Source organism: Rhodococcus sp. ACPA4 (assembly GCF_002300185.1).
Taxonomy (GTDB): Bacteria; Actinomycetota; Actinomycetes; order Mycobacteriales; family Mycobacteriaceae; genus Rhodococcus_F; species Rhodococcus_F globerula.
The window spans coordinates 1,355,944-1,370,718 of sequence record NZ_NSDY01000002.1 but is presented as its reverse complement, the minus strand read 5'-3'; the positions used below and the strand labels follow the sequence as shown (position 1 = coordinate 1,370,718).

The window sequence follows — 14,775 nt, the reverse complement described above, 5'->3', positions numbered from 1 at the left end:
CGCCCCAAGATCAGCCTGCGTATGGCTCGCAGGCAGGTCCGGTGATGTAGCCCTGCTCGCAGCCATGCTGCGTTTGGATATCACCGCTGGTCGGCTCCTTGCCACACTGAACACCGCAGCGTTCGTATCCGTTCACGACACCATCACCATTCCGGTCTTCCTCCGGGTCATAGGGGTAGCCGCCTCCGGGATTCGTGTTCGCCTCCCCACGCATCTCCGCACAGGCCGGATCGGTCGTGGAGTACGAGCCATCGGTGTAGACCGCGGTTCCTGGGTAATCGCAATACCGTAGAACCTTTTCCGAAGGTTGCGTAGTTGGCGGAGGCACATATGTGTCGCAGGATGCCTCGTAGCCAGTGGTTCCGTCGGAGTACAACGCAGTACCTGACTGGTAGAGGGAAAGATCGCCGCATTCGAAGGTGATCGGCGCGACCTCGGGTGTGCTGCTTGGCAGTGGTACGACGAACTCAGTTGCCGGGGCGGCTGTCGACGATGCGCTTGATGGGGTTGTCGACGGCAAGTCCATCTCAGGTCCGCCGCAGGCAGAAAGACTGAACGACGAAAGTAACGCGGCCACAGCGGTGATGAGCGTTCTCTTCATGTCAATCTCCTGTGTGTTCCAGCACTCTGTTGGGTCGAACAAGCAAATCCGGCGATCATCGCCGCGAGCATTTTCCGCATCATGCCGCCTTCACCCAGTAAAGATTTGCATCACATTGATAATCGGCGGACGAGAGAACTCGTTACGGAGTTGCGAGTTCGACCTCGCCTGCTATCAACAACACAGTCGCACCGGCACCCAGCTCCCGAACGACCACCCGAAAGAGACGTCGAGCGCAGCCAGCTTTCCCATTTAGGATTCGGCTTTCACCAGTTGTCGGTAGCTACTCTCGTGTTGGCGGTACTCGCGATAGTGGTCAGCGTCTCGACCAGTGCCGACGCTGATTGACCGATCGAGAGCCCCTTGACCGGAGGAAGCGAGTTGAGCGTTACTGCGAATCCGTACTGACCATTAGCCCAATGCGCTTCGCTGATCCCAAATTCTTCATTGATCACAGCCGACCCATATCCATCCGCGACGTCGACGACAAACCCACCACTTCCGAGAAGAAAACTGTTCGGCGTATCAGTGAACTCTGCTGTCGCATCACGAGCTCGTTGCTGATTGTCGAACTCTGTAATGGTGAGGATCAGCTCGAGCTCGGAATTCTGGCAGGTGTACGCCAACAGCGCACCGTCAGATAGGTGTGCCCTCGGATCGTCCGTGACATCACCCAGGACGGTCTTGAAACCGTGAGAAGCGAGGGCGTTGACATCGACAAGTTTGCAGGGATCACGCGGTTTTAGAACAGCCACAGCAGCTTTCGCTTCAGCATTGCGATTTCGCTCGGCAGCGAGTGCGCCATCGTCGTCAGGAAAGGCCACGCTCCCCGGGCAATCTGCGACGACGTAGCTGATACCCGACGTCTCGCTCGATGTACGGGAATCACGCCCAGCAAGCGGTTGACCTGAATAGTGCGTCCAGCAAGGTCGAGACCCGCCGTAGGCAGTCGTATCAAACTCCGGTGTCCAGTCGAATGTTTTCAGCTCGTAGTCCTTGTCACTGCCATAGGCGTAGCAGTAAGCAGCCTTGGTCTGTTCGAGATAGTGATCTACGCATTGCTCTGTCAGGATTTTCAACACTGCCAGGTCGTCATTTCCTCCGACGAATCGAACGTTACTCTGACTTCCCTTGTTCTCCTTGCTAATACCGATCGCTCGAACCATGCTTTCGTCGAATCGTGCAGCCGCCGGTTCCGCAGTGCGAACCGGAACTACAGAAGTCGCGACGAGTGGTGTGGAATCGGCTGCAGCCAGACCCTGGGTGGTCACGGTCGCAAACGTTGCCTCGGATTGTTCATTCTCTGGTGCTGTCACGGACGCGATAATCAACCCTGCACATGCGATAGCTAGTCCAACCTTGATCAGGCCAGACGTCTTCGGCACGGCCGAAGACGTTTTTTGTGCACGAATTCTCCGTATCGGTGTAGCGAGTCCGGCCCACGCGAAGGGGACCATAAACGCGAAAAGTAGGAAAGCGGTGGCCTTTTCACCATCCACCACCGCATTGAACGCGCCGAACATGAGCGCGAGGCCAATAACCAAAGCGACAATCCTAGGGGCCGACCACGCGCGCGGCGCCGACGACGTTAACGGCTCCGATGTTGATGAGACAGGTGGAGCAGGATCCGGAGCAGAAGGCGTGACTGACCCTGAATTGGGCAATCCTACGAATTTCATATGCAAGTACTCTTTGCGCGCTGCATCGACAACGTCACGGATGAACGCTGTATCAGTAGATGCGGCCGATCCGATTCGGACTGAGTCACCAGCGGTGGTGAGAACCGTGATGTGAGTTGCAGCGGTTTTTGCTACGTAGTCAACTCTTTCGATCTCGGAAAACTTGATCGAGATTTTAGGACCCTTTTGGGAAATACTCGCACTACTGAAGGCGACAAGTCGACTAGTGGTAATGGCAAGTCCGTCTAGAAGCGGTTTGAACTGGGTTACTCCGACGAGTGCAATGAGACGCTCTCCCGAATGCAGCGAAGGATTCACTCCTTGCAGTAGTCTCTCAGCGATCTTAGGTTTGAGGCCGGGCGCATGCTGAACGTGCACTATTTTCCCTATCTATTTGCGCGGGCCGAACGTCGTCTCCGCGACCTGGCAGCCGGCGACCGACGCGAAAAAAATGCGGCCATTTCCGCATCACTAGTTTCAAACGTTCACCGACCTTCGAGGCTGGAACGAAGTTCGCCATCCACCGAAACGCGTTAGGCCAGCGCTGTGAAGTCGATGAGTTCCTTTCCGACCGGGGACAGTTCCTTGGCTCCAAGGGACTTCTCCCCCGTCGCCGCTTCGATGGCTCGCGGCGCCAATCCTCGATCGAGCATGAATGCCATCAGTTTCGTGATTGTCGACTTCGCTGCCTGCAGCTGAGCCAACTTCCCCGACTTCGGATCGCTAAACGCCGTAAGGCGGTTGATTCGGGCGGAGAGTTTCGTCTCCACATCCGCCAACTGGTACCAGAGCGCTTCGTCATGAGGAAGGCCGAGCATCTTGCGTGCATGCTCGGTCGATACCCGCAGGATCAACGTGGTCGAATCCGTGATCGGCTGATCAGGGGCACTGCCGCCCACCGCCGCGCCCGCGGCCACCGCCGCGCCCGCTCCGGCCAAACCACCAAGCATTCCGAGACCACCGATCATCCCTCCCGGCCCGAATGCTGCAAGCCCGCCGACGATAGCGGCGCCACCTGCCGCGGCGGCCGGCGCTGCCAGCACGAGCCCGACCGGTCCGGCCGCGACCAAGGCGAGACCGACTGCGGCCGTAATTACCCGGCCCCAGGGGACGCCACCGCGACTGTCCAAGCATTTCTGGACTTCTTCGAGAGCGGTGCTCACTGTCTTTCCGAGCTGACGAACGAACCCGAGTTCGACGGCAATGTCGGCGAGTGCGTCGCGGGGGGCGTTCCCGATTTCGAGTTCATACGGATCGATGATGTTCGTCAGCGCGAGCACCACCAACTCGCCGACCACTTCGTGTACCTCCCATCGATGCGGAATCATCGGCAATTGACCATTGACCAGTTGCTGCAGTTCGACTGCGACGGGCTGTCCACTAACTGACGCGGCCTGCTCTACTTGCGCGACTATGTTGTCCTGGACGATGTCGAGTGCATGTCGGTAGCGTTCGGCCAGCGCTTTGTCTTTGAGGTTGCGGTGGACCGCGTGTGCGTAGTGCAGCATCAACAAAACCGAGGCCTCGTTGTCATTGAGACGAACCGCGATATCCGATGTGCGGATTGCGATTTCCTTCGACGGGTACAGCAGATCTGCAACCAGCATGGCGAGGGCGCGATGTCCGAGATACGCCCCGGACGCATGGGATGCGCCGTTGTCGATGACGAAATCCTGGGCGCCTGGGAAGGTGGTCGCCAGCCCCCTGCCGCCGGTGACGACGTCGCCGACGTCGAGGAAGTTCGACCAGTCGTCGACCCGGCCGTACGGAAACTTCTTGAGTAGTCGCTCGCTGCCATCGTGCACGGCCTGCACGTTCGCCGGGCTGCCGATGGTGATGAACCTGCGGACATGGACATTTTCAGGAAGGTGGTCGAGAAGGTCGATCGCGATTACGCTGCCCAGGCTGTGGCCAATGAGGATGATCTCGCCGGAGGTGGGCAGATGGTCGAGGATGTGCCGCAGGATCGCTCCGCGGACCGGCTCCTCCTGGACGTACTTGCGTACTTGCTGCAGATCGAAGAGTGGTAGCGCTCCGATCGCGGCCTGCTGCAGTGGAGCGAGAACCTGCCCGGGCACTCGGTGGAAACCGAAGGTGCGGACCCCACCCTCGAGACCCAGAATCCGCTGGACTTTCGCCTGACGCCGCTCGAAGCCGCGGCGACTGGCCGAGTCGTCGCGCGGTTTGTACGTCACCGGGGGCAGCTTCGCACCAATACCGTTTGTTGTGAGGAACGAGCTGTAGTGAGGTGCGATAACCATATCCCGATTGACCGCACCGAAACCAGCCTGCGCGAGACCGCGGTCCAGGCCGTCGAGCCAACTCGATTTCGGATCGCCGTCACCGATTCCGTGCAGAAAAACAATCTTCACAACCAAGTCCCTCTCGAAGGTCGAACCCTGACATCGCTCACCACAAGTACTGCTATTCGCTACAAAAATTCGATAAAGACGAGGACCACCAAAAAACTCGCAGGGGTTCTCTGCGCTAACTTCGCAATACCGTACAGAGGAGGACCGACACCTCCGCGACCAGCTGGCCAAATCTCGGTCACGACCACAAAGCATAGGATCACCAATTATCGAGATCACTTTGCTCGGATGAGGTCCTCGAGACTTTTTGCGGGTATACGTCACCTCACCGATGTCTGTCGTACGGCTACGTCAACGACCAAATGATCGGGGATCGTGAACCATCCACAAGCATGAATTGCGACAATGTCTTTCCCGGATCTACCTCGAATGTCAAGAATCCCCGAGCGCAGACGCCGACTGCTGGACTGTGGAGCTGATTGGTGAGGTTCGGGTCCTGCGCTCCGACCTGAACATTCCAGAACGTATATGTAACAGCGTCCGATGCGGCGAGCCTGAAGTTCGATGCAGAAAATCCGGTACTCGAACTCGGGCAAACCTCGAGATCAGCGACGGCGAATTGTTTACCGGCAGTTTGTATCCGGCTTGCGGTGCCACTGGCAGTAACCGGGTAATCGACTCCATGCAACGTGACCGCTCCGGAACTGCTCTGAGCCTGCTCACCAAGACCCAACGGCACCGGCGCTGGCTTGGATGTAACTTTGGGTGCCGAAGTTTTGGGTGTTGTCGCGGGCTTCGCAGTCGTCATCGTTGTCTTAACTGCGGTCGATGCGTTGTCAGCGGATGCGCACGCGGTCAAGGCTAGCGCCGCTACGCTAAGCGTCGCAGCCGCACATGCGGCTATCTTCGTGGTGGTCATTGCGTCTCTCCAGAAGTTGCCCCAATCGGGCATTCGGCATTGTGCGTAGGTTACGGCCAAAGGTCGACGCTTTGCGTGCATTCGCCTGGATTCGTCGATGGAAAAGTCGCGAATCGAGGGATTCACGCAGCCAGTCATTGCGCTTACTTCCTGGCGCAGCGAATCCGCCTGGGTCCACCGCGGAGAAGATATATACCTCCCTAGCAGTAAGGAATTCCGCTACGTAACCTGCCACGCAACGAAGCAGAATTTCCCCGAGACATCGACGGTACTTCTGCGCATTCCGGTGCTCAATTGATTGAAGCCCGGGACGCTCTATACGATTCGGACATGGCACGCATCCGCACCATCGAGCCCGGGACACAGTCGATTCGCGCACACAGTAGCGAGGTTGACTGCTTCTACAACCTGGTTGATGACGAGTCTGGAGCGCGGTTGGTCCATCTCAGCACATTCGGTTCGGACCATCGCAAGTCTTCACCGAAGAGCAGCCAGTCCATTCAGTTGGATCAGCAGATGGCAGAACGCTTGATCGCTGTGTTGCTCGAATCATTCCCGGCGATCGGGGCGCCTGTGCCAACCCCGATCGCCGAACGGCCACTCACAATTACACAGTCATCAGGAACCACGCTCATCTACGACCAGTTGTCGCGAGAGCTTGGTTCCGCTGACCCGAGCTAGGTTTGCTTCAGCATCCCGACCAACATGTCTGTGTCTGTCTCTTCTGTATGGACCACGGCAAAGCCTTCGTCCTTGAGCCAGGTGTCGCGCTCCCCGTCAATTCCTTCAACCAGGACGACGGCAGGTTGGCGCCATACTGCTTCGACCGGCCACCCGACGTCGCCCATTTCGATTCCCATCTCCGGCTTATGAACCCCGAGCAAAGCGAGTGCCAACAGCAACTCGGAAACTGACGCTGAAGTCCCTTCTAGATCCTGCCCCCATGCGCCAGTGGAATCCGCACCGTCTATCTGTAGATGCCGGAAGATCGCCAGAGCGCCTCTCCTCGAGAGCTTCTCGTGGTGCCTCGCGTTTCTGTACGACCGAAGGCAGCCATAGCAGGACGTTTCTTCGCCGCATTCGCATGACTGGACGCGTTCCACGGCTCCTTCCAGAACGGCTCCGAGGTTCTCGGCGATCTTCTTCGCTGCACCCGCACCTGCCGGGACGGTGTCGAACAGTACGATGCTTCGTCGCCCGTCGGCGCTCCACGACAACGTTCCGTCAATATCGTCTCGGCTAATCTCGAGAGCTTCCGACGCACCTTCCAATAGCGCGTACAGCACCGACATCCACTGCGCTTCGCTTTCCTTGCTGTAGGCAACGTCCGCGAACGTGAACTCGGCAACGTCGGTCTGGTATCGATGTGCAAGCGAAACAACTCGAAGTGGGCCATCACACGCTTGACCAGTATGCGGCCGTTCATGCTTCCGACTCGAGAGCTTTCCGCCAACCGGTTTACCCCACCCACACCAATCACAGATGTAGAAGCCGCCGCCATCACCGTCTGAGATGACTGCCAACGTGGCTCTCGTTCCAGCCCGCGCGGATACTTCCATTCCGCCCGTAGAGTTCCATGTGAAGATGTCGATTTGGTCGCCTACATTTTCGACGTAACTTGCTCCGTGCCAACGCCGTTCAGGGGGCACCGTACCAACATCGTGCGCTTCGCGATCCGCAACAAACCCGTACTCGGGAATCACGAAGGAACGGATCTTGTCGAACTGAGCATCGCAGCTCGGGCACCTCTCATCGACATCGAGTTCGCGACCGCATTGGAACCGAGCACAGTTGCGACACACCCTGTACTTGAGCTCGTCGAGTTCTCTCTTGGGAAGCTTATGTAACCCACGTGACGTCCAGACTTTGCCGCCCGCAACAACTTGGTTGCCAGGCGCGTAGTCGTAGATCGCCTGGCTCAGGTCGCGCGACAGCTCCAGCTTGCTGCCGATCGACTCCTGACAGTGCAGGGTCCGCAGTTCGACTGTGTCAACAGGGAATCCGTACTTCGGCAAGATGTTCTTGTTCGCGAGAAATCCCAGCAGCTGACGATTCTCGATTGTCCGAAGGGTTTTCAACAGCTTGTTGGCCAAGCCGAGTTGGTCAACCTCTTTCGCATCGTCGATCAGTTGCCGGAAGACCTTCAGGTCTTCTCGAACGTCTTCCTCAGCCAACGTAAGCAGCTTGTCCAAGTACTCGACCCACTCGTCGGTCTCGACGCCGATCTGTTCCTGTATCTTCGGCGGCAGGATCTGGCGCAATGCATCTTTGATTTCTGCCGGAACCGGAGTGAGGAATGCATGCACGGTCGCTGCCGGCGAATCCTGTTGCACCTCAGGTGGGGTGAAGAATTCGCCGGCATACTTCCACGTGGTCCCGTTCGATTGGAACGCATGCCGGAAAAATGCGGCAAGAGCAACGGAATGGGCATGCCGACGGCCGATTCGTTCGTTCTCGATAGGCACCCATGGGATACGCATCTTCCCAGCAATCATCGATTCAGGGCTCTGATACTTCGCGAGGTCGTGAGAGTTGCGATTGGCGTATGTCACGACCAATGCCGCCGAAGCCGCTCGTCGACCAGCTCGACCGGCCCGCTGAACATAGTTGGAGGTCTTCGGTGGCATGTTCCGCATGACGACGGATTGAAGGTCGCCCACATCGACACCGAGCTCGAATGTCGTCGAACATGACAGAACGTTGACTCTGCCGTCGATGAAGTCTTTCTGGATAGTGGCTGCTTCCTTGGCATCCCACTGTGCGGTGTGCTCCATCGCCGACATCGGCGCGGCATTGAGAGTCCGGTAGATGTTGCGGTAGTGGTTACTGTCAGCTTCGACAGACGGGATCACATACGACTCCAACGTCCCTGGGCAGCTGCTGTTAGAGCACACACCCCGCACATTGAACGCCGTCACGCGGCGGCATGCATCGCAGCGATACCAGTCGACGTCAAGACCGTTGTGAACGCACAGTTTGGCGTGATTGATCTGAAAAACGTCGGCCGCGAACTTGTCGCTCTCAGGTGAGATGTAGCCGGCATCGAGCAAGAAACGCCAACATCCATCAAGAACCTTGTCCACAGGCGCATCGACGCCCACCGCGCGAAGAACCTTGTCGACAAACTTCACACGGTTGTTCGTCGTACCTGCACGGCCGCTGGGCAGCCAACTGAGGACCTTCCTCGTTCGGTCGGATTCCATCAGCCTCATGCGAATCCGCATATTTCGCGGCTCGAATCGCTCGCTCTTGATGTCGACCTCGTCGAGCAGGTTCATGACGCCCTGAAGCCGGGCGGTCTTTACCAGTTCATCGAGTAGGCCCCAGCTCTCATCCTCTGTGAGTCCGAGTCGACCGAATGCCTTTGGAAGCGCTATCTTCTTCGAACGTGCCAGCGAGACACGCATGAGTCCGAGCCCTTCCAACGACTGTCGTTGGTCCATAGTCATGAGTTCGCCGACCACCCACTCGTTGGCGGCTTTCTCCATGGCCACACGACCGGCATTCTCGGGAAAGTGGCTGGCGTCCTTAGCCTTCTTGCGGACCACCAACGCCAAGTCTTCGACCGTGAGATCGTCGTCTTCGTACTTCTTATCTTGCAAAGCTTGAGTGAGATACCGACGTTCAAGCAATCGTCCGTAGGTTCGTTCGAGATACGGCGCCGCAAAGGCTGCCGACTGCCGCGAGTCCGAGAACATCAGCAGTTTGCGCCCCTCACCAACCTCTTCGACAGTCGAGTCAGTTGCTGGCGGCAATTGTTGATACAGCGCAGTGGTGATCACAGCCGGGGCAGCGTTGGTGTCGGTTCGCAGTCTGCGAATCACTTGTCTTGCACGCGCACCACATTCGGTGCATTGACTCATCACCCTGGTCGCAAACTTGTGCTCTCGCACACGCCGTACCGCGCCCCCGGGGCAGTCCAGATGGCCACAGCCCGCGTCGGTGTCACCGAGATGACCGCAACCCGTGCACAGGTACCGAATTCCTGGCTCTTCCTTGGCTTCTTCGTCGGACAAGGTCGCTTCGTCCTCGTCCACTGTGCTGTCGGAGTCTCCGTCTGCCAGCACAAGCCAGCGCACAGATGAGTCGTCCTTTGGAGGAATGAAGAACTGCTGGCGCTGCCGGTTCTCCACTTCGCCCGCCAAGTGGACAGCACCACAACGTTGACAGGTACCGAACTCGAATACTGCACGGCTGGTTTCCGGATCGATCTCGTGACGGCCGAGCATCACCTTCGGACCTTCGTCGGCGAAGCTGATGAAGGCACCTTCGGTTGCACGCACAAACATGTGATACCGAGCCGAAAGCACAGGGTTGCCCGCGGCGTCGTGAACCTTGCTTCCAAGCGCGACAAGCGCTTCCAGTTTCGCTTCGGCCGCCGAATCATTAGGCCACAGACGACCCTTCAACTCCTGTGCGGTGACGGGGAGGCCAATCGCTTCACCGTCTTCGGCTCGTAGATGCGTTTGAAGTTCAGCGATCCGGTATTCACTGTGCAATGCATCCGCGGCATCCCCGGAGGGTGTCTTGGACTCGAGTTCCGCTAGGTCGCCGTCAGCGGAAGCCCATTCGAGCAGTTCCTCATCTGTCATCTTCCACGTCGGGGTGGCCGCTCGTGCTTGACGCGTTGCTCGGACCAAATCTTGACGGCCCGCATCGCCGTCGACAAACTCAAAAGAAGCGTCAAACAGGTTGCGTGCAAACGTCATTGCCTCTGCAGGATCGCCGTCCAGAGAAGCCGAGGTGGCGATGCACTGCAAATCGTTTCCTGCAGAGACTCGTTGGCGGAGTCGCCGCAAGAGCAACGCGATTTCCGAGCCCTGCGCACCGTCGTACACGTGCGCCTCGTCGAGTGCGATGAATCGCCACGTTCCTGAGTGTGGACCGTCGAATAGATCAAGATCCGTCGGCCGTAGCAGGAGGTATTCGAGCATCGCGTAGTTGGTCAACAGGATGTTGGGCGGGTTCTCGCGCATTTCCTGACGGCTGAGCAGTTCGTTGGGTAGTCGCTCCTGCCCTGGGTTCGTGGCTTTGTACAGGGATTCTGCTCTTGCTGCAGTTTCCTGTGTTTCTCCGGTATAGCGTCCGAAAGTGATCTCTGGCAGCACCTTCAACATCTCGCGGAGACGCCCGAGCTGGTCATTCGCAAGCGCGTTCATCGGGTAGAGCAGCAGTGCCCGTACTCCTGGTCCCAATGTCCCTGCCGCACGCTCCGCAATTAGCGAATTCAGGATGGGAAGCAGAAAGCTCTCTGTCTTGCCAGAACCCGTACCGGTCGAGACGACTAGGTTGCGCCCAGCCACAACCTTGCGGATCGCTGTCTCCTGATGCACGTACAGAGGTCGATCCAAAGGAACGACGCGGCTGTTGATCCCCACAAACTCCGGGTGCAGCACGCCGTCGTCGACCATCTCCTGCAAGGTACTGCCCGCCGCATACGGCGGTGTCAACTCGAGCAACGGCCCCTTGGTCAACAGATCTGTGTTGTCGATAGCGCCTGAGAACGCATGCGCGATCGCAGGATCACTCGGCGCCAGTAGCGTCTTGAGATAGCGTTTGTAGCCATCTTCGATCTGGTGCCCGGTTTCCAGCGGGTCTAGACGATCACTCATTTTCCACTCCGATCAAGTCCCCATAATGGGCATAAGTCACCAGCGCTTCAGCGATCAGCAGGTCAGTCATAACGAGTTTCGGGCACAGCCACGCCATACGTGCCCAGGCTTCCATCAACCCCGTTGTCAATGGGGAGTATGCGAGCATTCCGTGGGCATCCAGCCGTGCAAGTGCTGCGAGCGTCAAAGATTGCATCGACAGCAGCATCCACGGATGCGTCACTGTGTCGACTCCGTCCAATGCCTCACTTCGGGACGAGATGACGTTGTAGATCGCCTTCGACGATTGTCGAACCAAACGCAGCGACTTCAACGATTCCGAGGCGAGCATCTGATGTGCTCCAGATGACATCCACTCACCGCGGCGGTGGAAGGCATCGATTGTTGCGTCCACACGGGTATCGAGATCGAGCAGAGCTCCGGGAACTAGTCGGAATTGCTCGAACATCTCGTCGACGGTGGGCTTGGAAAGCGAGTGTACGCGTGCGACATTCAGATCGAAGTACCCCGAATTCAGGGCCTCTGTACTGCCTCGCAATACCTCGAACAGCACCGGACCGCACTGCTCGGAGAGATAGGAGATTGTTTCGGCCCGCTCCTCCCCGACAACAACACGCCGTTCAAACAAGGACGGAAGGTCAGCGACTTCAACCATCGAACCGACCCACGGGTTGGTGTGGAGATCATTGAGCGTGTACTCGGCACTGAAGCTTCGATTAACCAGACCTGTCCGGATCAGCAGTGCCACCATCTCCTCGGCGGGAATGGTGCTGCTACCCAACGCTTCCAAGGCCGACCGAGGGTGAATCGCGAGAATACGAACAAGTGCCGCACGCAATCTCTGTGTTGCGACGTCTTCTGCATCTTCGCGCAGCATTGCAAGCGCAGCCCAGGTCTCCGGCATCGCCAATCCCGAGGTGGGCGGCGAGCCTTCCCCGGCAAGGAACCGAGCCAACTTGTCCCGGGTTCCGTTGGCGTCACGAACCCACCCACGCTGTTCGATTCTGATTGCTGAGGAGTCCGGCCAGCGCGGCGGAGTGATCGTCACCCACGGATCGTCAACGAAGACCTGCCCCAGGAGAGGTCCCGCATCTACCAGATCCTCCGGCAGCGCAACTCGGCCTTCACTGATTTCGAGCGTTCGCATCGGTAGCCAGGGCGCTGTTGTCGACCACAGATAGATCGCGAGGTCGTCCTCGGCGGCAAGATCCTCGAAGATCAACATTCCATCGACGACGGTGATTCCGCTGCACAGTTCCGCCGGCCGGATATTGGCTAGAGCCACACTCGTTGTTGTGCCGTCGGAATCGTCTACCAGTGCCGCGATACGACAGTCTCCCGAAGCCGTCCGAGCCGCGTCGACAAATATGCGCGAGTGGACTTGGAACGTGTTGTCGGACGGTACATCCGGAGTGACCTCTTGAAGCAAGTCGCCATTGCGCGAGAGCAGCGCGAAGGAGACAGAGACATCTCCAGGGATTCGCGCAGCGATTACGGAGTAGTCCTCCAAGTCGCCCGGGGTGAGGACCTGCACGGAGGTACGCCACTGTGCCGGCTTACCGACTGGGTCCAGCCGCATCTCCACGTAGGGAGGTGTCATCACCAAACGGAAGCTGCGACTCTCATCGCTCACACGAATCTCGGCGTCTCGCGTCGCGACGTCGAAGCTCACTCGTACCCGATCGACTTCGAGTTTTCCGACGCTGTCAGCGGTGGCGGCTATCGGCGACAGGCCACCCACCACTGGGTACCGGAAATCGCGGTCGAATGAAATCGCGAGATCTTCTGCCAGAAATACTTTCTGGCGAATGTCTGATCCGAGCGGACCGGTGACAACTATCTCGAAAAGCCCTAGCAGCGAGGACTTGTTGTCCGAGAACGGATCCAACGAGGTTGTCTCAGCCTCCGTGATCCACTCCTCGTCCACCAACCAAGCAGTCTCGCCTTCTCTGCGAACGCGCACCCGCCAGGAAACTGCAGCTGCACTGTGATGGGCAGGCAATGTGATGTCGGGACGGGTTGAGTAGACGGTTAAGCCGTTGAGTGCCTTCAACCCGAGAATGGACTCACCGAATGCGAAGGTCGGCGAGGCCGAGTTCCTTACACTTCGGGCAACGCCCGTTTCTGCGGTTTGCGTCCGTGCCAGGCGAACGGAGTGATGTTCGGTCAGGTCAACGAAAGCCGTGGTCCAACCTTGCCAGCCGACGGGTGAACTTGGTTCGACCCCCGATTCGATCGGGCTGTCAGTGACCGCGTCAACAAGGTGGGCGTCTCGGGGAAAGAGCGCGATCACCTGCCCCTTGGGCAGAGTTGCGCGTTGCTGGATCCAACGACCGTCCGCCGCAAACAAAATCAACGGATCCCGTTTGTCCACGACCGGCAGCCGGTGGCTTTCATTGCTCGGATGGTGCTGCAGCTGAATAGTGCGAATCGGCGTACCTACCGGCACCAACGTCGGTGGGTGTTCCTGATCCCCGCTTACGCCCCAACCACGTTCCGCATAAACCTCGCGCGTGTCACCGTCGAAGGACACGCGCCACGCCACCTCCGGTTCATCGGTGGGGTATGGAATGGACACAAAGACCTGATCGTCCTGCAGGTCGTACACCAGTGTCGGTTTGCGACGACGCCGTATCGACGACGCGTTTCCAGATGAAACGCCTCCGATGGGGTGGTCTCGCAGATGATCAATGAGCCCGTCCAGCATCATCGTGGGTAAGCCTGTTGTCGACGTATCGAGTGTCAGCTCGTCCCACGAATCCGGTTGGGAAATGGTGTATTCGACGAACTCGAAGATCCGGTCCAATATATCGAGCGAAAAATCACCGCCGCGAAGAATGAAGTTCCGGACAGGAACGTCCAGCGGGTTCATTCGTGACTGTTTGCCGGGTTCATTGAGCCATTCGACTAGGGACGCTCCAGATGCATCCCTGCCGTCCACAAGGTGGGACCCGATGATTCCGACCAAGTCGCCCAGACAATACGTCGGCACTCCGGCATGCAAGGTGAGTAGCCGAACGTAGTCGTTCCCTAGATCCTCGAACTCGGCAAGCTGGTAGCGCTTGAAGAGTGCGCGGAGTTGGGCACGAAGCACGTTCTCGAAGTTAGGGTCACGATCGAGGCCGAGTTCGTCCCAGAAATCCTCCCAGTAGCGCCCCTGCTCGTATGCCAACGCGGCATGTCCGACCAGAATCGTGAGGGTGAGTGCGGGGTACTTCTTGATTACGTCCGCGTGAGAAAAACCTCGCCGAAGCATGCCTTCGGCGCGCTTACCGTAGAAGCCTTGAGCTCGCCGGACTTCATCTTCACTGAGGTTGGTTTCGATGACAAGGGAAACCTTCTCCAGCAAACGACTGAGGCGAAATTCCTCGTCACTCAGCCAGTTTTCCAGAAACGACGGTTCCCCCACCGGTTCTCACCTCTTTCTCAATTCGGTCGAGCAGACGCACAATGCCACTACCCACCGACAATCACCACGATTGAAGCCAGATTTGTTTGGACGATGCCCCGAAGACGTTCTTCGTATTGTCGTTAAATCGATATCGAGTATTACACCCCGGACCGACAGAAACCGGCCGCACATCCCTGATACCGGCACCGTTTTGCCCGAGTGGTTGGATAGCACCTACATGCTGGTCAAACGAACGGAGCG

The 14,775-nt window shown here is 58.1% G+C and carries 7 protein-coding genes; 1 reads left to right on the top strand and 6 read right to left on the bottom strand.

Annotation, left to right across the window (positions count from 1 at the left end; genetic code table 11):
* Positions 1-10: 10 nt before the first annotated feature.
* The 4 genes from CJ178_RS29500 to CJ178_RS29485 form a co-directional block, all read right to left on the bottom strand.
* Positions 11-601, bottom strand: a complete 591-nt coding sequence (locus tag CJ178_RS29500; protein WP_257013528.1) for a hypothetical protein — start codon at positions 599-601, stop codon at positions 11-13.
* A gap of 266 nt (positions 602-867) precedes the next feature.
* Positions 868-2,598, bottom strand: coding sequence for a hypothetical protein (locus CJ178_RS29495; protein ID WP_143547552.1), 1,731 nt, complete (start codon positions 2,596-2,598; stop codon positions 868-870).
* A 215-nt stretch (positions 2,599-2,813) separates the two neighbouring features.
* A complete protein-coding gene (locus CJ178_RS29490) occupies positions 2,814-4,652 on the bottom strand; it encodes an alpha/beta hydrolase (RefSeq protein ID WP_179300863.1) in 1,839 nt (612 codons plus the stop codon).
* A 286-nt stretch (positions 4,653-4,938) separates the two neighbouring features.
* On the bottom strand, positions 4,939-5,511 hold the full coding sequence (locus tag CJ178_RS29485) for a DUF4352 domain-containing protein (RefSeq protein ID WP_143547551.1): 573 nt from the start codon (positions 5,509-5,511) through the stop codon (positions 4,939-4,941).
* Between the two features lie 330 nt (positions 5,512-5,841).
* Between CJ178_RS29485 and CJ178_RS29480 the strand changes: the two genes are divergently transcribed.
* On the top strand, positions 5,842-6,192 hold the full coding sequence (locus tag CJ178_RS29480) for a hypothetical protein (RefSeq protein ID WP_095888587.1): 351 nt from the start codon (positions 5,842-5,844) through the stop codon (positions 6,190-6,192).
* Here the strand turns inward: CJ178_RS29480 and CJ178_RS29475 are convergent.
* Positions 6,189-11,123 carry a DEAD/DEAH box helicase gene (locus tag CJ178_RS29475; RefSeq protein WP_095888586.1) on the bottom strand — a complete coding sequence of 1,645 codons (4,935 nt, stop codon included), beginning with the start codon at positions 11,121-11,123 and terminating at the stop codon, positions 6,189-6,191. The two genes, CJ178_RS29480 and CJ178_RS29475, sit on opposite strands and share 4 nt — an antisense overlap.
* Complete coding sequence (locus CJ178_RS29470; protein ID WP_257013524.1) at positions 11,116-14,532, bottom strand: hypothetical protein; 3,417 nt, start codon at positions 14,530-14,532, stop codon at positions 11,116-11,118. The genes CJ178_RS29475 and CJ178_RS29470 overlap by 8 nt, the downstream gene beginning before the upstream one ends.
* Positions 14,533-14,775 lie beyond the last annotated feature (243 nt).